Source organism: Plantactinospora sonchi (genome assembly GCF_036422035.1).
GTDB lineage: Bacteria > Actinomycetota > Actinomycetes > Mycobacteriales > Micromonosporaceae > Plantactinospora > Plantactinospora sonchi.
Genome location: NZ_JAZGQK010000020.1, coordinates 27,355 through 45,851 on the forward strand (window position 1 = coordinate 27,355; position 18,497 = coordinate 45,851).

Sequence of the window (18,497 nt, forward strand, 5' to 3'; positions counted from 1 at the left end):
GCAGCGTATGTCCGGCGCGCCCGACGCGCGATCGGTTAACCGGTCCGTTGTGGCCGGCGTGGGCCCGGGGTCAGCGGCCGAGGACCCGCTCGGTGTAGGAGTTGGCGAAGACCCGGTCCGGGTCGAGCCGGTCCCGGACCGCCAGGAAGTCGGCGAACCGGGGGTACGCCGGAGCGAGCGACTCCGCGTCCCGGTAGTGCAGTTTGCCCCAGTGCGGTCGACCGCCCAGTGCCGTCGCCACCTGCTCGAAGGCCCGGAAGTACGGCTCGGCGGGCACTCCGACGTACTGATGGACGGCGATGTACGCCGACTCGCGTCCGTAGCCGTGGGAGAGCCAGATGTCGTCCGGGGCGGTGAACCGGACCTCGACCGGGAAGAGCACCCGGGTCGGGAGGTTGTCGACGACGCGGCGCAGTCCGGCCAGCGCCTCGGGGAGGGCGGCCCGGGGCAGGGCGTACTCCATCTCCTCGAAGCGGACCCGGCGGGGGGTGCAGAAGACCCGGTCGGAGCGGGCGGTGTAGGTGCGGGCGGTGAGTGCCCGGGCGGAGACCGCGTGGATGGTCGGGACCAGGGCGGGTGCGGCCCGGCCGAGCCGGCAGGCGCCGGCGAAGACCGAGTTGGCGAGGAACTCGTCGTCCAGCCAGCCCCGGAAGCGGGGCAACGGCCGGTCGTCGGTCGGCACCCGATTGTTGATCTTCACCTGGACCCGGTCGGTGTACGGAAACCAGTAGAACTCGAAGTGGTCGTTCCCGGCGATCAGGGCGGGCAGGTCGGCGAGGGTCGCGGCGAGCGGGGCCGGACGTTCCTCGGCCCGGAGCACGAAGGCGTCGACGCAGCGGAGGGTGACCTCGACGATGACCCCGAGGGCGCCGAGTCCGACCCGCGCGGCGGCGAAGATTTCGGGTTCCACCTCCTCGGAGCAGGTCAGCAGCTCGCCGGTGCCGGTGACCAGGGTCAGCCCGGTGACGAAGGTACTCAGGCAGCCGTAGCCGGCGCCGGTCCCGTGGGTGCCGGTGGAGATCGCCCCCGCCACCGTCTGGACGTCGATGTCGCCGAGGTTGGCCAGTGCGAGCCCGTGTTCGGCGAGCAGGTCGTTGAGGGTGTGCAGGGCCATCCCGGCGGGGACCGTGACGAGTCGCCGCTCGGTGTCGACGTGGATCCGGCCGGTCAGGGCGGCGAGGTCGAGCCACTGGTCGTCGGCGCGGGCGATGTCGGTGAAGGAGTGTCCGCTGCCGACCGGTTTGAGTCGGCGGGCGGCCGTCCGGGCGGCCCGGACCGTGTCGACGACCTCGTCCACGGTCGACGGTCGCCGCGCCTCGCCGCTGGTGCGCTGGTTGCCCGCCCAGTTGGCCCAGACGGCCGGAGTAGTGCCGGAGGGGGTGGTACGCCCGCGCATCTGACCTCCCCGGTCATGGCAGCCGATGCCATGGACGAATATGAATTACTCTCGCATCATGCCGTGAGTGAGAGTGAGTAAATCAGGATCGTCACGGCGAGTAAATACCACATTTCGCCTGGCTCGTTAGTCCCGGTAGCGTTTCGAAAACCGCGACGCCTAGCAACCTTCATCCCGTCGAAAGGGAGTGGCGACGAGTGTCAACGTCAACCGCCACATCCGGTCCACTGCGCCGCGTACCGGTGCAGGGCCGTAGCGTCGCTCGGGTCCAGCGCATGCTCGACGCCTGCGCCGAGATAGTCGACGAGGTCGGCTACGAAGGGCTGACCACCACCCTGCTCGCCGAGCGGGCCGGAGTGGCCATCGGGTCGGTCTACCAGTTCTTCCCGGACAAGCGAGCGATCGTGCAGGCGCTGACCCTGCGTAACATGGAGGCGTACCTGGAGCGGTTGGCCGACCGGTTCTCCCGGGGCGACCTGACCCACTGGTGGGACGGTGTCGACGCCGCGATCGACGAATACATCACCATGCACCGCGAGGTGCCCGGGTTCCGTACCCTGCACTTCGGCGACGTGGTCGACGTCCATCTGCTGGACGAGGACCGCGACAACAACGGCGTCATCGCGGAACAGTTGGCCCGGGTGCTGGTCGAGCAGTTCGGTACCACCGACGCGCCCCGGCTGCGCTTCGCGCTGGAGATCGCGGTGGAGGCCGCCGACGCGCTGATCAAGCTGGCGTTCCGCCGTGCCTCGGACGGCGACGAGCGGGTACTGGCCGAGGCGACCGCCCTGATCCGGGAGTACCTGCACCGGCACGTCGACGCGGCGCCGTCGGCCGGCTGACCTCGGCCGGCGAGAGTCAGAGGAAGGTCCGGCTCTCGCCGCGGTACGTCGGCGCGCTGCCCACCACCTGGTCCCCCTCGACCAGGTGGAGTTCCCCGACCCGCTCGGCCAACTCGCCGGCCTTGGCGTGCCGGAACCAGACCCGGTCACCGACCCGCAGCCCATCCGCGCTGGTCCCGGTCACCGGGGTCTGCACCTCGCCGGCACCCTCGGTGCCGGTCAACCGCAACCCGGACGGCAGCCACGGCACGGGCAGCCGGCTGCGGTCGGCGGCTCCGGAGGCGATCCAACCGCCGCCGAGCAGGGTCGCCACCTTGTGGCCGGGGCGGCGGACCACGGAGAGCGCGAAGAAGGCGGCCGGGGTGGGTCGCCAGGCGCGGTAGGCGTCGAACAGTGTCGGCCCGTACAGGCCCGATCCGGCGGTGAGTTCGGTCACCGCCGGATCGGCCGTGGTCAACGCGATGCTGCCGGTGCCGCCGGCGTTCACGAACTCGAGATCGGCGTGCTGACGTACGGCGGCCACCGCTGCCGCCCGTCGGTTCAGCAGTTCCCGGTACGACCGACGCTGGAGCAGCCGGATCGTCGCCCCGCGTAACGCCTGCCCGGGTGGGGCGTCGCCGAGCCCGGCGATGTGCGCCTCGTACGACATCACGCCGACCAGGCGGAAGCCTGGCCGGTCGGCGATGGCGGCGGCGAGCGTGCCGGCGTCGGCGGCCGAGTGCACCGGTGACCGGCGGGTGCCGACGTGCACCCGGGCGCCGAGGTCGCCGGGGAGCGGGCGCCAGGAGGCGTCCAGTTCGAGGCAGATCCGTAGTTCGGCCCGCCGGCCCGGCGTGGCGACCGCGTCGATCAGGTCGAGCTGCTCGGTGCTGTCCACCATGAGGCAGATCGCGGCGGCGAGTTCCGCGTCGTCGGCGAGTTGGGCGAGGGCCGCCCGGTCGGCGGTGGGGTATCCGACCAGCGCGTCGGCGGTCACGCCGCTGCGGACCAGCCAGATCGCCTCGCCGAGCGTGTACGCCATCACGCCCTGCCAGCCGGGTCGGCCGAGTGCCCGGTCGAGCAGCGGACGGCAGCGCAGCGACTTGCTGGCGATCCGGATCGGCTTCCCGGCGGCCCGACCGGTGAGGGCGGCGGCGTTGGCGTCGAAGGCGGTGAGATCGACCACGGCGAAGGGCGGTTCGAGGTGCGCGGTCGCCCGGTCCAGGCGCTGGCGCAGCGTGTCGCGTTCGGTGGCCATTCGAGCACGCTAGCCCCCTTGACCGAAATGCGAAACTGTCTCGCGTATTTCGGGACTTCGGGAGGTCCCTGAGTCCGCCCGGGGCGACGGCTCCGGGGAATGTCGGGGTCAGCGCCGCCGCGCGCCGGGATTAGAGTGTGCTGCGGGGGAGCCCAGCGATGGGCCGGCACGCGAGGGGGACGGCCATCGACACCAATCACAGCGGCGCCGAGCGCGGAGCGGCCGAGTCGTCGGCCGGTACGCCCGCCACGGCCACCCCGTCGGGCAAGTCCGGAGGCAGCAACCCGGTCGACCGGACCGGTTACCAGGCGCTCCGCTCCGTTCTGCGGATCCGCCCGTTCCGCCGGCTCTGGCTGGTGCTCGGTGCGGCGTCGTTCGGCGACTGGCTCGGTCTGCTGGCCACCTCGCTCTTCGCCGCCTCCCAGGTCACCGGCGACACCGCCAAGGGGCTGGCCTTCGGTGGGGTGATCGCGGTCCGGCTTCTGCCGGCCCTGGTGCTCGGCCCGATCGCCGGAGTGCTGGCCGACCGGTTCGACCGGCGCTACACGATGGTCATCTGCGACCTGCTGCGCTTCGTGCTCTTCGCCTCGATCCCGCTGGCCGCGCTCCTGAACGTCGGCGGCGGCCTGGTGGTCGGCTGGGCGGCGGTCGCCACCTTCCTGATCGAGGCGATCACCCTGATCTGGATCCCGGCCAAGGAGGCCGCGGTCCCGAACCTGATCCCGCGCAGCAAGCTGGAGACCGCCAACCAGCTCACGCTGATCACCACCTACGGGGTCACCCCGATCCTGGCCGCGGTGGTCGCCGCCGGGCTCGACCGGAGCATCCGGGCGGCTGCCGGCGGGCCGCCGCCCGGCTGGGCCGAGCCGGCCCAGCTCGCCCTCTACTTCAACTCGCTCACCCGGCTCGCCACCGCGCTGGTGGTGCTCTTCGGAATCCGGGAGATCAGCGGCCGGAGCGGCGTCCGGGACCGGGCCGGGCAGGCCGAGCAGAGCGCGCTGCGCCAGTTCGTCGACGGCTGGAAGTTCATCGGCAAGACCCCGCTGGTCCGGGGCCTGGTGCTGGGCATCTTCGGCGCGTTCGCCGGCGGCGGCGTGGTGATCGGCACCGCGAACTTCTTCACCAAGTCGCTGGCCGCCGGTGAGGCGGCGTTCTCGCTGCTCTTCGGCTCGATCTTCCTCGGCCTGTCGCTCGGCATCGGGCTCGGTCCGATGGTCGTCCGGGAGATGTCCCGCCGCCGCTGGTTCGGGCTGAGCATCGTGTTGGCCAGCGCCTCGGTGCTGGTGCTGGCCGGCTCCATCCACCTGTCGATGGCGATCCTCGGCGCGCTGCTGGTCGGCGCCGGCGCCGGGATGGCCTTCCTCGCCGGCACCACCCTGCTCGGCGGCGAGATCGCCGACGAGGTACGTGGCCGGGTCTTCGCCGTGGTGCAGACCGGTACCCGGCTGGTGCTGATCCTGGCCATCTCGGTCAGCAGCCTGCTGGTCGGTCTCGGCGGCTCGTGGCAGCTGCGGATCGCCGACCTCGGTATCTCGGTCTCGTCGACCCGGGTGCTGCTGCTGGTCGCCGGACTCGCCGGGATCTTCACCGGAATCAAGGCGTTCCGCCAGATGGACGACAAGCCGGGCGTACCGGTACTGGCCGACCTCTGGGGTTCGATCCGGGGCCGGCCGCTCTTCCCGGCGGAGCCGTTCGCCGCGAGCGGGATGTTCGTGGTCTTCGAGGGCGGTGAGGGAGCCGGCAAGTCGACCCAGCTCAGCCGGCTCGCCGAGGCGCTCCGGGAGCAGCACCGCGAGGTGGTGGTGACCCGGGAGCCCGGCGCGACCGCGGCCGGCGAGCGGATCCGCCGGCTGGTGCTGGAACGGACCGAGGGCCAGGAGCCGCTGGCACCCCGGGCGGAGGCGTTGCTCTACGCCGCCGACCGGGCGCACCACGTGGCCACCGTGGTCCGGCCGGCGCTGGCCCGGGGCGCGGTGGTGATCAGCGACCGGTACGTCGACTCCTCTCTCGCCTACCAGGGCGCCGGCCGGACCCTGCCGGTCGAGGAAATCTCCTGGCTCTCCTCCTGGGCCACCGGCGGCCTCAAGCCCGACCTGGTCGTGCTGCTCGACGTGGAACCCCGGACCGGTCTGGCCCGGGTGGCGTCCCGAGGAGGTGAGGCGGATCTGCTGGAGAGTGAGTCCCTCAACTTCCACGACCGGGTCCGGTACGCCTTCCTCGATCTCGCCTCCGACGACCCCAAGCGCTACCTGGTGCTGGACGCCGCCCGACCAGCGGACGAGCTGGCTGTGCAGATCGCCGAGCGGGTCCTCGGCATGCTCAGTGACCCGGAGGCGACGGCCGAACCCCGGTCGGTGGAGTCGGTGGATCCGCCGGAGTTGTCCAACCCGGGTTCCCACCCGGACGCCGACGTCCGCCCAGGCGGCGGGTCCGCGGACGGGCGCCAGCACGCTGAGCCCGCGGACAGGCAGCAGCACGCTGAGTCCGTGGACGGCGGCGCGGACGACCGTTCGGGCGCTGGGTCCGGGGACGGCGGCCAGGGTGAGCACGGGCGTCCGGACGCCGGGGCGGCGGAGAGTCGCTCCGCCGGTGTCACGGGCGGATTCGAGCTCGAACGGCGGGCCTGATGCCGGACGTCTTCGCCGACCTGGTCGGCCAGCCGGAGGCGGTCGACACGCTGCGCCGGGCCGCCCTCGCCGCCGCGGAGACGGTCCGGGCCGCCGCCGCGCTCCGGGACGGTGGTACGGCGGAGGCGACGCCGGCTGGCGGTGATCCGTCCGCTGGCGGTGATCCTGCGGGTGGCGGTGATCCTGCCCTGGGGGCCGGCAGCGCGATGACCCACGCCTGGATCTTCACCGGCCCGCCCGGATCGGGCCGGTCGGTCGCGGCCCGGGCGTTCGCGGCGGCGTTGCAGTGCCTGCGGGGCACCGGCTGCGGCGAATGCGCCGGCTGTCACACCACGCTCACCGGCACCAACGCCGACGTACGGTTCGTGGTGCCCGAAGGGCTCTCGATCGGGGTCTCCGAGATGCGGGCCCTGGTGCTGCGGGCAGCGAGTACGCCGACCGGCGGCCGATGGCAGGTACTGGTGATCGAGGACGCCGACCGGCTCACCGAGGCGGCCGGCAACGCACTGTTGAAGGCGATCGAGGAGCCGCCACCGCGTACCGTCTTCCTGCTCTGCACCCCGTCGACCCACCCGGACGACATCTCGGTGACGATCCGGTCCCGATGCCGGCTCGTGGCGTTGGTGCAGCCGCCGGCGGAGGCGGTGGCGGCCGTACTCCGGGACCGGGACGGCATCGCGCCGGACGTGGCGGCCTGGGCGGCGGCGGCGTCGCAGGGGCATGTCGGGCGGGCCCGTCGGCTGGCCCGGGACCCGGACGCGCGTAAGCGGCGTGAGGCGGTGCTGGCCGTACCGCGCCGGCTGACCAGCGTCGGTGCCTGCTTCGACGCCGCGTCCACCCTGATCGAGGCGGCCGAGGCGGAGGCAGCGGCGGCGGTCGCGGAGGCGGACACGACCGAGCGGTCCGCGTTGGAGACCGCGCTGGGCGCCGGAGGTACCGGGCGAGGGGCGGCCGGGGCGATCCGGGGTGCCGCCGGACAGCTCAAGGATCTCGAACGACGGCAGAAGTCCCGGGCCACCCGGGCGCAGCGGGACGCGCTCGACCGGGCGCTGGTGGACCTGGCCGGTTTCTATCGGGACGTGCTGACCGTGGCGATGCGCGCCCCGGTCACCCCGGTGCACACCGACGTGGCGACGATGACCGCCTCCGCCGCCGGGAAGTGGACGGCCGAGAGCACCCTGCGCCGGTTGGAGGCGGTGCTCAGCTGCCGTACGGCGATCGAGACCAACGTCAAACCCCGGATCGCCGTCGAGGCGATGATGCTCGCCCTCTGGCGCGGCTGACCGTCCTCTGTCCTGTGCGGCGCCTGATCGTCGCTGTGCCCGGACGTTGCCGTCCGGCAACGCTCGGTGGGTCTTCCGTTCGGGCGGGCCGACCAGTACGGTCCAGTCCCGTAACGTATCGAAGACGACATATTCGATCGTCAGCCTCCGTCCGCTCGGCGAACGTGGTGGCCAGCGGACATCCGGGCGACGGGAGAGGACCGGCCGATGGGGCGGGAGATTGACGAGGCCTGGGTCGAGGAGGCGATCGAGCGTTACCGTCGCATCGAGGCGCTCCAGGCCGAGTTCGACCAGGCCGTGCGGCGGGTCGAGGTCAGCGTCCAGTCTCCGGACGGCCTGGTCGAACTGATCGTGACCGCGGACGGGGCGATCAGCGACGTACGTTTTCTGGGCCCGTTGCACACCCGCAGCGGCGTGGAGGTGGCCCGGTCCGTCCGGTCCGCGATCGCCGCCGCGCAGGACGCCGCCGAGTGGGCCCGGGAGAAACTGCACTCCGAGACGTACGGCGAGTACCGACGGCTCGCGGAGGCATGAGTGGACAGTCTTCGTGACCTGGCCGGTCGGCTCGACGACGCGACCGAGACGCTGGCCGAGTGTGCCCGCCGGCTGCCGTACGTCGGGGCGGCGGGGGACGCGCTCCACGTCGACGGCCCCGGACGGCCGGGCGAGATCGGCCGGGCGTTGCGGCGTCAGTGGGGGATGCTCCTCGACGACCGGATCCGTGAGTTGACCGGCACCGTCGAGCGGTTGACCGACACCGCCGCCGCGCTGCGGACCGCCGCCCAGCGGTACGCCGACACCGATGATGCCGCCGAACAGCGCTTCCGCCCGGTCATCGCCGGCATCGCGCACCTCACTGGCGACGATGTCGGCGCGGCCCGGACCGGTGACCATGGCGGTGCGGGTTGGGCCGGTGCGGGTGGCGGGCGTGGGGCGGGCGGGGAGGGCTGATGGACGCGCTCGACCACCTCGCCGTCCCCGGCGCCGATCTGCTGGCTCGGGTCGACACGCTGCTCGGCACCGCCGGCGCCCCTGCCGGGCATCCGGTCTGGCCGTTGCTCCGTCGGCTCCGGGTGCTGCCCGGGGACGCGCTGGACGCGGTGCTCGCGTGTCGTCCGGCCCCGCTGGTCGCCGCCGGTGCCGCGACCCGTACGGCCGGTCGGGCGTACGACGACGTGCGTGTGGCGTTGGCCGAGCCGGTTGGCTGGCGGGGGCCGGCGGCCGAGGCGTACGCGGCGCAGCGGCGGGCACTGGTGACGTACCTGGGGGACGGGCCGGGGAGCCTGGCCGGACGGATGGCGGCCACCGCCGGGTACGCGGAGGCGGTCGCCGACTGGATCGGGCGTACCCGTGCCGCGCTGGCCCGTACGCTCGCCGAGGTGCTCGGGTCGGCGGAGGCGGTGACCGTGGTCACCACACCCGCCGCCGGTCAGGTCCCCGGTACGGTGGCGGCCGCGGAGATCGGGGTCCGGGTGCTGGCCACGGTCGCCGAGGCGTACGACGAGGTGGAGGCGTTGTCGGGACGGTGGGCGGCGGAACTCGCCGGGCCTGGTCAGCGGCCGGCCGTCGGGTCGGTGTCGGGTGCGGACCGCGACAGTGGCAGTGACGGTGACGGTGACGGCCCGGTCGGTGCCGGACCGGTCCGGGTCTGACCCTTGCGACGCCGACCGGGTGACGGGTGGGGACGGTGACCGTTCGGCGAGTTGTCGGATCCGTCGTAGGGTGTGCGCATGGGCATGCTGTGCGCGGTCAGTTTCAACCGTTACGGCCGCCTCTACTACCTCGACCCGGGCGAGCTGCGCCCGGTCGTGGGGGACCGGGTCCTGGTCCCCACCGACGAGGGCACCGAGGTTGCCGAGTGCGTCTGGGCCGCGCAGTGGGTCTCCGACGACACCAGCGGTTTTCCCCGGCTGGCCGGGATCGCGACCGAGGCGGACCTGCGCCGTGACGAGGCGCAGCGTCGGCGTAAGGCCGAGGCGAAGGTGGCGGCGAAGCGGCTGATCCGCGAGCATGGGCTGCCGATGAAGGTGGTCGCCGTGGACCACGTGATCGATGCGGGCTCGGTCGGGTCGAGCGGTGCGCGGACCACGATCTACTTCACCGCGCCGCACCGGGTCGACTTCCGGTCCCTGGTCCGTGACCTGGGCGCCACCCTGCACTGCCGGGTCGAGCTGCGCCAGCTCTCAGCCCGGGACTCGGCCCGCGTCCAGGGCGGCATCGGCTCCTGCGGGCGGGACCTCTGCTGCGCGACCTTCCTGAACGACTTCGAGCCGGTGACCATCCGGATGGCGAAGGACCAGGACCTGCCGCTCAACCCGCTGCGGATCTCCGGCGCGTGTGGGCGGTTGATGTGCTGCCTGAAGTACGAGCATCCGCTCTATGCCGGCAGCGCCAACTATCCGACGCCTGGTCAGCGGGTCGAGACACCAGAGGGGCCGGGTCGGGTCGTGTCCCGGCACCCGCCGAGCGAGACGGTCGCCGTCCGCCAGGCGTCCGACGGTTCGGTCAGCCGGTGCGCGCTGTCCGACGTCTGCGGACCACGCCGGGCCTACGACGAGCGCTGACCTGGCGACTCGCCGGGCGGGAATGCGCGGGCGGCTTCGGCGTAGGCCCGGAGCAGCAGTGCCCGGCGGATCATCCGGTTGACCGGTACCCAGGCCATGAAGCGGGCGTGCAGTTCGACCGGGTCGGGTCCGGGGTTCGGGTGCAGTTCGTGGAGATCCTCGGTCGCCTCGTGGAGACACAGGCCGAGATATATGAACAGGGCCAGGGGATCGAGCCGGTATTCCACCCGCAGTGTCGCCTTGGCGGTTCCGCAGGGCCAGTCGGCTTCGCACAGTCGGCATTTCCAGGACGGCCGTCGAGGGATGTGTTCGCCGGGATTGGTGAATGCCGTGCCGTTCCGCATCACCACGGTGCCCATCAGACGGGTTTGTCGCTGGTACGGGAGCGCTGGGCCGGGGTGAGTCCGCCCGCCCGGCCGACCCGGTGACCGAAGCCGGTCGGCCCGTTCCAGGCTGGTCGCTGGTTCCGCCGGTCGGGTCCGGTCGGGCCGTGCCATGCCGGGCTCTGATTCCGGGTACGGGGCCAGGCGGTCGGGTCGGGGTTGAACGGCATGGGTACCAGTGGTGTCGCGTCCGGGCACTTCCAGCGGAATCCGCACCAGCAGTAGCGCCAGAGCCGTCGCCAGTTCCTCCGATGTTCTCGCACGATTCCACCTCGCAGAAATGGGTTCAGGGATGTGAGGTGCGGGGACCGCCCGCGCCCGTACAGGCGCTGCCGGCGGGCGGTCCCCGTCGACGGAGTGCGGCCCACGGGGGCGCGTGAGGGGAACGCGACCACCCGACGCGTTGGACCGAATCAGCTCCGCCGACATCCACCCTGGACTATTCGCATAGGGTGCTGGAAGATGGGGCCGCGACTGTATGTCTGTCTACAGTGAGCCGATCCGTATTCGGGAGTACTACGTGAACAAACTCCGGGAAATTCTCAGAATGCAACGTTCCAGAATGGGATTGACACAGGATCAGGCCGGGGCGGCGATCAGGGTGAGTGGATCACTGATTGCCGCGATCGAGAATGGTCGACTGGTTCCTCAGCCGGATACCGCTGCTCAGTTGGACGAGCTTTTCGGCACCGGGGACGAGGTGCAGCGGGCCGCCGAGGAGGCTCGGGAGGACGCCCGCCCGCCGTGGCTGCGGCCGTGGACCGAGCATGAGCAGCGGGCGGTGCTGTTGCGCACCTTCGAGCCGATGCTGATTCCCGGCCTGCTCCAGACCGAGGCGTACGCCCGCGCCGTCCTGGCCGGTGGTCGGCTGTCGCCGGCGGAGGTCGACCGAACGGTGCAGGTCCGCCGGGAGCGCCAGGCCGCGACCGTCGACCGGGACGACCCGCCGATGCTGTCCGCCGTGATCGGTGAGTTCGCGCTGGCCTCCGGACCGCCGGAGGTGATGCGTGACCAGCTCAAGCATCTGCTGGACATGTCCCAGCGGCCGAAGGTCCAGGTCCTGGTGGTGCCGCGCAGCGCCGGCCTGCACGCCGGCCTGGCGGGCGCGTTCGTGCTGGCGACCCTTCCGGGCCGAGGCCGGGCCGGCTATGTGGACGACCAGCTACGGGGTCGGCTGGTGACGGACGGAGGAGACCTGGACCGCCTGGAAGTATCGTGGGAGATTGTCACCGGGTTGGCACTGCCGGTGAACCTGTCGAGGGACCTGATAGCGAAGGCGATCAACGATCATGACTGACGTGGCGCCGATCTGGCGCAAGAGCACCCGTAGTAGCTCCAACCAGGGGAACTGCGTCGAGGTGGCCGACAACCTGCCTGGGCGGGTGCTGGTCCGGGACAGCAAGGACCAGGCTGGCCCGGTGCTGTCCTTCGGGCCGGCGGCCTGGCGCAGCTTTGTCGGCTCGGCCAAACGCGGCTGATCCGCCTCCCCGAAGGCCCGGTGTCGCGCCGTGAAGGCGTCGCACGCCCGTACGGGTCCGGCTTCCAGACCCGCGCTCTACTGCCAGGTCGCGGTGTCGGGGTCGATGCCGTGGGAACGCGCACTGGCGTCGACGATTCGACGGAACCACGTGGCCAGGCCGGCGCGGATGCCGTCGTAGTGGGCGGCGAAGCCCGGATCGGCCGCGAACATCCGGCCCAGACAGACCTGCATCTGCCTGGTCAGGGGAAAGTACGAAGCGAAAACCTCGCGGTGCCACTCGACGAGTTGATTCGCTTCCGGGCTACCAGGTGTGACGCCGGCATCCATCGCATCGCCGAGCGCGCGGTCGAGGTCGGCGACAGCGTCGGCGATGGCCTGCCACTCCTCCGGATCACGAAAGGCTGAGCGCTCGGCGTACTGCTGCCACTGTGTCGTGTCTCCGTAGCGCTGCCGGGCTTCGGCAGGCCAGGCCGGATTCCACTGCGGGCCGAAGATCGCGGCCTGCTGCTCGACGGTCAGCAGCAGGCCGCGCTCGTGGGCGTCGATCATCCGGTCCAGCCCGGCACTGAGCCGCTGGAGGCGGTCGATCCGTTCAGCGACCTGGGCGCGCTGCGCGCGCAACGCACCGGGTACGTCCGCGCTCGAGTCGTCCAGGATGACCCGGATCCTGTCCAGGCCGAGACCGATCTCGCGGTAGACGACGATGCGGTGGAGGCGTTCCAGATCAGCAGCGGTGTAGAGCCGGTATCCGGCAGCCGTGCGCAGCGACGGCCGGGCCAGACCGATCTCGTCCCAGTGGTGCAGCGCGCGCACTGTCACGCCCAGCCGCGTCGAGACCTGACCGACGGTCAGGCCGTCGGCGTCAGTGGCATCAGACATGCTCCGCATTGTCGTCGCGACCGACACCTGGTGGGCTGATCCCGATGGCGGCAAGGTTCCGCGCCTCCTGACTGGCCGGATCAAAGGGCTTCGCCGCGGTGAAAATGATCCGTACGTTCTCGGGGGTGATCACCTCCACGTCGCGGGTGTTCCAGGGCGTGTCCCGTGGGCCGTCGACCGAGTTCGGGCGCACCGCACGACATGCCTCGACAAGGGCGTCGACCTGACTGAGCACGCACGAGAAACTGAGGCTCATCGCCGGTGCCCGTTCCGGAACGCTCGCCGCCGGGACGAGGAGCACGTCCTGGAACGCCCACCGGCGCAGGTGCACAAGCCTGCCGGGGATGCTGAACAGTTCGAAGAACCCGAACCCCCGAACCCAGAAGTCCACCGACTCCGCCAGGTCGCTCGTGGGGATCGTCGCGAACGCGGGCATTCCGTAGATGCCACGGAACAGCTCCGGCGGCACCGCGTCCGGGCCGGGAGCGGGCACGGGGCTGATCTCGAACGCGTTGTAGTAGTCACTCATGCGCCCCACCCTCCAGCCTCACGCGACGTGAGGGTCAAGCCGGTTCCGTGAACCTCGCCCTACCCGACGGCAGTCGGGGCGGAGTCGCCGGTCAGCGGATCGTGGCGAGGAGGCGTTGCAGTGCGGCGTGGGCGGGCGGGCCCCAGGTGGGTTTGCCGCCGGGGCGGCCGTGGACGCCGGCATCGCCGATGAGAATGCCAGCGAGGGCGCGTCCCAACGCCCAGCCGCGAGCACGTCGCAGCGTCCCGGTGTCCGGGGTCGGCTGGTAGGCCGCGTGGAAGCGGTCGGTGGCGCCATCCGGTAGCAGGATCCAGGCGGCGGCAAGGTCACATGCCGGGTCACCGGCGCAGAGATCACCGAAGTCGATCACGCCGCAGAGGGAGCCGTCGGCGGTGAGGACGTTGGCCGGGTGCAGATCAGCATGGATCCACAGCGCTGGACCAGTCCATGGAGGCGCGGTGACCGCGTCGTGCCAGACGGCGTGGACGGCGTCCAGGTCATGGATCAGCCCTCGCTGGACAGCGGAGTCGAGAAGCTTGGCGAACCCCTCGGTGCGGTCGGCCAGCGGGCCGCCACGGTCCCGGCCGGCGGGCGCGCCGTCGGGGGCGGGTTGGTGCAGCGCCGTCAGGAAAGTGGCCAAGGACCCGGCCGCGTCCGCTGCGCGGATGACAGGGGCACGGTCGGCGGGTGTGCCCGGAACCCAGGTGGTGATGAGCCAGGGCCGGGGAAACCGTTCGGAGGGTTCGCCGAATCGTCGCGGGACGGGAACCGGCAGCGGAAGATGCGGTGCCAGCCGGGGTACCCAGGTGTGCTCCTTGCGCAGCAGGGCGTCCGCGTCCGGGGTCGCCCAGGGCAGCCGGACGGCGAGGTCGTCGCCGATCCGCCACAGTTGGTTGTCCCAGCCGCGCGCGCCCAGCCGGACCGGGTGATCGGCGAGGTCGGGATGCTGGTCACGCACCAGGTCTCGGACCAGTTCCGCAGTGATCTCGATCTCGGCGTGGGGCATGCGGACGAACCTTAGTTACCTGGGCAGTCGCGGCTTCGCGGCCTTGAAGATGGCGATGGCGAAGTCCTTGTAGTCGATGTCCAGCGCCCTGGCCTCGACCCGCACCGTGAACACGCCGTCCGGCAACTCCACGTCGAGGACCCCAAAGTCGCTGTGCTCGAACCACCATGCGGTGACGCCGAGGCCGGATACCGGCGGCGGGAACTGGAACTCCGGCTTGCCGTCCGGCTTCCAGGTCGTGATCACCCGGGTCGCGTCGTAGTCCACGGTGTACGTACAGCGGTTCTGGTTCCCGGCCATGTTCTGCACCGGCTTGTCCACGTGGGCCAGGTCGTTCACGATCTCGGTCAGCTCGTCACCCTTGACGAACCGGCAGCCCGCCGGCTTCGACGGCGCGGCCGACGTCGCCGGGGCGGACGGCAGGGCCGGGGCCGACGGGGTCGGGCTGGGCGCGGCCGACGGAGACCTGCTCGCCAGGATCGCCGGCAGCTTCGACAGCTCGAAGCTGGCCGAGCACGAGTACGGGGCACGGTTGTCGGCGACCTGTACACCGTCCACCGTGATCGTGCAGGTCAGCCGGTACGAGAGGTCCGAGCTGTTCGCCTGCCCGGTGAGAGACAGGAAGGTGAGGCCGGGCTTCGTGGTGACCTCGGTGCCCCAGCTCGGTACGGAGCCCGGTGACGTCGTCTCGACGTTGCTGCCGTCCGGGCCGACGTACGTGATGTTCAGGCTCTCGTTGGCCGTGCCGGAGGCGCTGATCGAGTACGAAACCTTGTGTGAAGGCTCCTCCTGCGGTCCGGGTATCTCGGGGTCTCCGCACCCGCTGAGCACCGTGAGAAGCCCGACCAGCACCAGCGCACACCTTGATCGCACGCGGGCACTCTAGCGGAGCGCACAGCAACGCGTCAGGGGCCCGCTCGGAAGCCCGGTGGTCGGCCTCCGGGGTTACGACGGTTGCGACACATCCGCCCGCAGGCCCACGCAGTCCAGCGCCCAGAAGACGTCGGAGTACACGAAGGTGCCGGTCATCCATTCCTCATAGGAGGACAGTTTGGCAACCTGGAAGGCGCCGGGCGGGTAGCGCAGGGTGGGCGGACGAAAGCCCGACTCGGTGGCGTCGGCGAAACCACGCTTACCGTAGTAGTGCGGTGAGCCTTCCAGGAACACCAGAGGTACGCCCCGACTGTCGGCATCCGCGAGGGCGCGTGCCACAAGGCGACTACCGATTCCCTGACGCTGGAACTCCGGCAGCACCCCCAGCGGCGACAGCGACAGCACGTCCACGAGACGGGGCAGGGCGTCCAACCGGCAGGCACTGAGCATCACATGGCCGACCACCCGCTCGCCGACGGTCGCGACCAGCGACAACGGCGCAAGCGCCGGCTGGGCGGCGCGCAGCGCCTCGACGAGCGCGGGAACCCGCTCGCCGTCCCCGAACGCCAAGGTGTGAACCTCCCGCACGGCCTCGTGATCGTCGACCCGCTCGTGCCGGACCACCAGCTCGACAGGGCCGCGTCGAAGGTCGTCACTTGAGTTCACGGCGCCAGGCTAGCCCTGTGACCGTCGGCGCGCGACGCCATTAACGCAGCACGTGCCCCCTGACGACGCCCGGCCGCCGCGGCCTGGCCAGATCCGGGTCCGCCACCCTGGCGGACGGCTCAGCGGAGGGTGAACGGGGGCTCGGCGAGGCGTACCCGGAGGGGTTGTTCGGGGCTGATCCAGGCGGCGTCCGGCGGTGCGTCGGGTTCGGCCCGCCAACGGCGACAGATCCGGTCCACCGCGATCGGGTAGCCGGTCAGCGTGCCGTCGGCGGCGAAGTGCAGCCGTAGGAAGATCTTGGCGTCCTCGATGCCCTGTGCGGCGTACAACTCGTTGAGGTTGACCCCGAACGCGCCGGCGACCAGCAGGTACAGCGCGGTCAGCTGGCTTGCGACCAGGCCGGCGACCGGCCCGTAGACGACCACGGCGGCGACCGCCGGCAGTGGCCACGGCGCGTCCCAGAACGGCAGTTGCAACCAGACCCAGGCGCCGACGGCGGCCAGCCCGATGTGCGCGAAGCCGTGGCCGAGCCCGAGCAGCCAGTGCCGGACGTGCCGTTTGCCGCTCGCGCTCGGCGGTTTGGCGAAGAACGCGGCGCCGAGCAGCGTCACCGTCAGCATGATCACCAGCGGGATGCTGAACAGGCGCTGGGCGTTCGCCTCCGCCCTCGGCAGCGCCACCCCGGCCATGGTGAGCATCAGCATCGTCTGCAGGATGCCGAGCAGGGTGGCGAAGCCGGGGTTGCGCAGCGGCAGGCGGGCGAAGATGCCCCAGCCGTAGCGCCGGGACACCGCCGGTTCCGGATAGCGGCCGACCAGGTCGTACGGCTCGCTGTGGCTGGTCCGCCGCATCAGGGTGTCCCGGGGCGGCACCTCGATCCGCTCCGGCAGTTTGTGCGTGGGGTAGAGGTAGGCGCCGCCGCCGCCACACGTGATCAACTCGCGGTCCGGGTGGGAGTAGCGGGCGTAGTGGTGCAGGTCACCGGAGAGCATCAGCCGGACCTGGGCACCGCGCGGCGCGACCACGGTACGGAGGAAGTACTCGACGGTGTCGTACTCGCCGGGCCGGTCCACGGCCTTGACCCAGGACGGCTCCGGCACCGAGATGATCACCTTTGACTCCGGGGTTAGCCGGGTGGCCGCCTCCTCGAAGTAGCGCAACTGCGGATCGTCGAGGTACGCCCCGGACTGCCCGTCGAGCCCGTAGAGCCACCAGCCGCCGGGCAGTTCGACCGCGAAGTAGGAGCGGGCCTGCGGGGTCTGCCAGCCGCCGATGTTGGCGTCCCGGGAGGCGGCGAAGACCCGCAGGAAGGCGGTCAGGCCGTCGTACCAGTCGTGGTTGCCGGGGACGGCGTAGAGCGTCGGCGCGGGACCGTCGGCCGGCGGCTGCGGCAGGGCCGCCTCGTAGGGCCCCTTGGAGCGGTTCTCGTACGCCTCGCCGCTGGCGGTCGGATAGACCTGGTCGCCGCCCATCAGCAGCATCTGACCCCGGGGCAGCCGCTGCCCGTCGACCTCCAGTTCCGGCCGGGACAGCAACCAGGCGACCGAGTAGGTGGCGTGGAAGCCGTCGCCGAGGTCGGCGACGAAGTCGAGCCAGAGGTCCCCGTCCGGGCCGACCTGCCGGTGCACCCGGTTCGGCAGCGCGTTCTGCAGCTCCCGTTTGTCCAGGTACGCCCCGAAGAGCAGGGCCAGCAGCGTACGCAGCCCGGTGCTGATCAGGAGCAGCGGCGCCAGCCAGGGCACCGGCCGCTGCGGGGTGAAGCCGAGTTCCTTGGGATCGAGGCTGTGTGGCCGGGACGATCCGAGGGGCTCGGTTGACGGATCGGGCTGCTCGGTCGGCCGGGGCGGGTGCTCGGTCATCGATGAAAGCCTAGTCGGATCGGACACCGGGGTACTGTCCGGACGTTGACGGTCTGCCACTCTTCCGTCGTCTCCGGCCCGGCCGTCGGCGAAACCCCTGCGGCGGGTCGGCGGGCGGTGTCGTACACTTGCCGACGTTGCCGCCTTAGCTCAGTCGGTCAGAGCGACGCACTCGTAATGCGTAGGTCGACGGTTCGATTCCGTCAGGCGGCTCGGCGCAGAAGCCCAGGTCAACGGCCTGGGCTTCGCCATTTCTCAAGGTCGACAACCCCGCCGCCGGCGGTGCCGGTCCGCAGAAGGTCCGCATCCCCGCGCGGCGACTGCTTCGTCCAGTCGGTTGGCGACCGCGTCCAGGTCGTCACCGAACAGCCCCGCGTACACGTCCAGCGTCATCGACGCCGAGGCGTGCCCGAGCATCCGCTGTACCGCCTTGACGTTGACGCCCGCCGCCACGGCCAGACTCGCCGCCGTGTAGCCGGCTCGGAGAAGATGCCCGCAGACTGATCGTTCGTGGAGCCCAGGATCTCCGGAACTAGGCATGGCAGCACTGCCCAATCGACCTCTTGAGGATCAAGTCCCTCTCAAAGGCGTAGGGTTGTCGACTCTTGTCAACGCTGTGCAGGCTTTGTGCAGCGACGGTTATCCGAAATCCCCAATAAATGCGGGTTCCGAATAAGCGCGCCACATCCGCTGTACCTTGACATGACAGCGGGGGCGATTATCGCGTGTACTCCGCCTGTGCGCTGAATATACGCAGGCGGTCGTAGCATCGGTGGAACAACCGCCGAGGTCCTGGCGTCGCTCCGAGGCTGGACTTCGGATACGGTCCGGATCAAGGCGACTCCGAGTCGTCGTGACGAGTGATGCAGACTG

20 protein-coding genes and 1 tRNA gene are annotated in these 18,497 nt (G+C 71.2%); 10 read left to right on the forward strand and 11 right to left on the reverse strand.

Features of this window, described 5'->3' with window-relative positions; translation table 11 throughout:
* Positions 1 to 70: 70 nt before the first annotated feature.
* A complete protein-coding gene (locus V1633_RS22655; protein ID WP_331216401.1) occupies positions 71 to 1,396 on the reverse strand; it encodes a D-arabinono-1,4-lactone oxidase in 1,326 nt (441 codons plus the stop codon).
* Positions 1,397 to 1,593: 197 nt separating this feature from the next.
* On the opposite strand from V1633_RS22655, the gene V1633_RS22660 reads away from it, so the two are divergent.
* Positions 1,594 to 2,238: a TetR/AcrR family transcriptional regulator gene (locus V1633_RS22660; protein ID WP_331216402.1), complete on the forward strand. Its 645-nt coding sequence runs from the start codon at positions 1,594 to 1,596 to the stop codon at positions 2,236 to 2,238.
* A gap of 16 nt (positions 2,239 to 2,254) precedes the next feature.
* On the opposite strand, the gene V1633_RS22665 is transcribed toward V1633_RS22660, so the two are convergent.
* The gene (locus tag V1633_RS22665) at positions 2,255 to 3,475 is read right to left on the reverse strand and encodes an amino acid deaminase/aldolase (protein WP_331216403.1); all 1,221 of its coding nucleotides are present in this window, start codon (positions 3,473 to 3,475) and stop codon (positions 2,255 to 2,257) included.
* Positions 3,476 to 3,831: 356 nt separating this feature from the next.
* On the opposite strand from V1633_RS22665, the gene tmk reads away from it, so the two are divergent.
* The 6 genes from tmk (at position 3,832) to V1633_RS22695 (ending at position 9,949) form a co-directional block, all read left to right on the forward strand.
* Entirely contained in the window at positions 3,832 to 6,102 is a 2,271-nt protein-coding gene (gene tmk, locus V1633_RS22670) for a dTMP kinase (protein ID WP_331216530.1), read from the forward strand.
* Entirely contained in the window at positions 6,102 to 7,385 is a 1,284-nt protein-coding gene (locus tag V1633_RS22675) for a DNA polymerase III subunit delta' (protein WP_331216404.1), read from the forward strand. Before tmk ends, V1633_RS22675 begins: the two co-directional genes overlap by 1 nt.
* Positions 7,386 to 7,592: 207 nt before the next feature.
* Positions 7,593 to 7,919, forward strand: coding sequence for a YbaB/EbfC family DNA-binding protein (locus V1633_RS22680; RefSeq protein ID WP_331216405.1), 327 nt, complete (start codon positions 7,593 to 7,595; stop codon positions 7,917 to 7,919).
* Positions 7,920 to 8,336, forward strand: a complete 417-nt coding sequence (locus V1633_RS22685) for a type VII secretion target (RefSeq protein ID WP_331216406.1) — start codon at positions 7,920 to 7,922, stop codon at positions 8,334 to 8,336.
* Entirely contained in the window at positions 8,336 to 9,037 is a 702-nt protein-coding gene (locus tag V1633_RS22690) for a hypothetical protein (RefSeq protein ID WP_331216407.1), read from the forward strand. The genes V1633_RS22685 and V1633_RS22690 overlap by 1 nt, the downstream gene beginning before the upstream one ends.
* Before the next feature lie 78 nt (positions 9,038 to 9,115).
* A complete protein-coding gene (locus V1633_RS22695; RefSeq protein ID WP_331216408.1) occupies positions 9,116 to 9,949 on the forward strand; it encodes a PSP1 domain-containing protein in 834 nt (277 codons plus the stop codon).
* Here the strand turns inward: V1633_RS22695 and V1633_RS22700 are convergent.
* A complete protein-coding gene (locus tag V1633_RS22700; RefSeq protein ID WP_331216409.1) occupies positions 9,934 to 10,308 on the reverse strand; it encodes a hypothetical protein in 375 nt (124 codons plus the stop codon). The genes V1633_RS22695 and V1633_RS22700 overlap by 16 nt on opposite strands.
* Positions 10,308 to 10,595, reverse strand: coding sequence for a hypothetical protein (locus V1633_RS22705; protein WP_331216410.1), 288 nt, complete (start codon positions 10,593 to 10,595; stop codon positions 10,308 to 10,310). The genes V1633_RS22700 and V1633_RS22705 overlap by 1 nt, the downstream gene beginning before the upstream one ends.
* Before the next feature lie 284 nt (positions 10,596 to 10,879).
* Between V1633_RS22705 and V1633_RS22710 the strand changes: the two genes are divergently transcribed.
* Complete coding sequence (locus V1633_RS22710) at positions 10,880 to 11,629, forward strand: helix-turn-helix domain-containing protein (protein WP_331216411.1); 750 nt, start codon at positions 10,880 to 10,882, stop codon at positions 11,627 to 11,629.
* A complete protein-coding gene (locus V1633_RS22715; protein WP_331216412.1) occupies positions 11,622 to 11,810 on the forward strand; it encodes a DUF397 domain-containing protein in 189 nt (62 codons plus the stop codon). Before V1633_RS22710 ends, V1633_RS22715 begins: the two co-directional genes overlap by 8 nt.
* 77 nt (positions 11,811 to 11,887) lie before the next feature.
* Here the strand turns inward: V1633_RS22715 and V1633_RS22720 are convergent, their stop codons facing one another.
* The 6 genes from V1633_RS22720 to V1633_RS22745 all read right to left on the reverse strand — a co-directional run bounded on the left by V1633_RS22720 (position 11,888) and on the right by V1633_RS22745 (position 17,624).
* On the reverse strand, positions 11,888 to 12,691 hold the full coding sequence (locus V1633_RS22720; protein ID WP_331216413.1) for a MerR family transcriptional regulator: 804 nt from the start codon (positions 12,689 to 12,691) through the stop codon (positions 11,888 to 11,890).
* Positions 12,684 to 13,220 (reverse strand): VOC family protein, encoded by a 537-nt coding sequence (locus V1633_RS22725; RefSeq protein WP_331216414.1) that lies wholly within the window; start codon positions 13,218 to 13,220, stop codon positions 12,684 to 12,686. The genes V1633_RS22720 and V1633_RS22725 overlap by 8 nt, the downstream gene beginning before the upstream one ends.
* A 91-nt stretch (positions 13,221 to 13,311) precedes the next feature.
* Positions 13,312 to 14,226, reverse strand: a complete 915-nt coding sequence (locus V1633_RS22730) for an aminoglycoside phosphotransferase family protein (RefSeq protein ID WP_331216415.1) — start codon at positions 14,224 to 14,226, stop codon at positions 13,312 to 13,314.
* Between the two features lie 15 nt (positions 14,227 to 14,241).
* Complete coding sequence (locus V1633_RS22735) at positions 14,242 to 15,099, reverse strand: hypothetical protein (protein ID WP_331216416.1); 858 nt, start codon at positions 15,097 to 15,099, stop codon at positions 14,242 to 14,244.
* A gap of 72 nt (positions 15,100 to 15,171) precedes the next feature.
* Positions 15,172 to 15,765 carry a GNAT family N-acetyltransferase gene (locus tag V1633_RS22740; RefSeq protein WP_331216417.1) on the reverse strand — a complete coding sequence of 198 codons (594 nt, stop codon included), beginning with the start codon at positions 15,763 to 15,765 and terminating at the stop codon, positions 15,172 to 15,174.
* Between the two features lie 119 nt (positions 15,766 to 15,884).
* Complete coding sequence (locus V1633_RS22745) at positions 15,885 to 17,624, reverse strand: metallophosphoesterase family protein (protein WP_331216418.1); 1,740 nt, start codon at positions 17,622 to 17,624, stop codon at positions 15,885 to 15,887.
* 139 nt (positions 17,625 to 17,763) lie between these two features.
* Here V1633_RS22745 and V1633_RS22750 point away from each other — a divergent pair.
* Positions 17,764 to 17,837 (forward strand) — tRNA-Thr (locus V1633_RS22750).
* A 42-nt stretch (positions 17,838 to 17,879) separates the two neighbouring features.
* Here the strand turns inward: V1633_RS22750 and V1633_RS22755 are convergent.
* Complete coding sequence (locus tag V1633_RS22755; protein WP_331216419.1) at positions 17,880 to 18,077, reverse strand: hypothetical protein; 198 nt, start codon at positions 18,075 to 18,077, stop codon at positions 17,880 to 17,882.
* Positions 18,078 to 18,497 lie beyond the last annotated feature (420 nt).

Bases quoted from the DNA above. Each gene is read 5' to 3' on its own strand.
- V1633_RS22655 (WP_331216401.1), bottom strand. From the start codon at position 1,396: ATGCGCGGGCGTACCACCCCCTCCGGCACTACTCCGGCCGTCTGGGCC.
- V1633_RS22665 (WP_331216403.1), bottom strand. From the start codon at position 3,475: ATGGCCACCGAACGCGACACGCTGCGCCAGCGCCTGGACCGGGCGACC.
- V1633_RS22675 (WP_331216404.1), top strand. From the start codon at position 6,102: ATGCCGGACGTCTTCGCCGACCTGGTCGGCCAGCCGGAGGCGGTCGAC.
- V1633_RS22680 (WP_331216405.1), top strand. From the start codon at position 7,593: ATGGGGCGGGAGATTGACGAGGCCTGGGTCGAGGAGGCGATCGAGCGT.
- V1633_RS22690 (WP_331216407.1), top strand. From the start codon at position 8,336: ATGGACGCGCTCGACCACCTCGCCGTCCCCGGCGCCGATCTGCTGGCT.
- V1633_RS22695 (WP_331216408.1), top strand. From the start codon at position 9,116: ATGGGCATGCTGTGCGCGGTCAGTTTCAACCGTTACGGCCGCCTCTAC.
- V1633_RS22700 (WP_331216409.1), bottom strand. From the start codon at position 10,308: ATGGGCACCGTGGTGATGCGGAACGGCACGGCATTCACCAATCCCGGC.
- V1633_RS22710 (WP_331216411.1), top strand. From the start codon at position 10,880: ATGCAACGTTCCAGAATGGGATTGACACAGGATCAGGCCGGGGCGGCG.
- V1633_RS22715 (WP_331216412.1), top strand. From the start codon at position 11,622: ATGACTGACGTGGCGCCGATCTGGCGCAAGAGCACCCGTAGTAGCTCC.
- V1633_RS22720 (WP_331216413.1), bottom strand. From the start codon at position 12,691: ATGTCTGATGCCACTGACGCCGACGGCCTGACCGTCGGTCAGGTCTCG.
- V1633_RS22725 (WP_331216414.1), bottom strand. From the start codon at position 13,220: ATGAGTGACTACTACAACGCGTTCGAGATCAGCCCCGTGCCCGCTCCC.
- V1633_RS22730 (WP_331216415.1), bottom strand. From the start codon at position 14,226: ATGCCCCACGCCGAGATCGAGATCACTGCGGAACTGGTCCGAGACCTG.
- V1633_RS22745 (WP_331216418.1), bottom strand. From the start codon at position 17,624: ATGACCGAGCACCCGCCCCGGCCGACCGAGCAGCCCGATCCGTCAACC.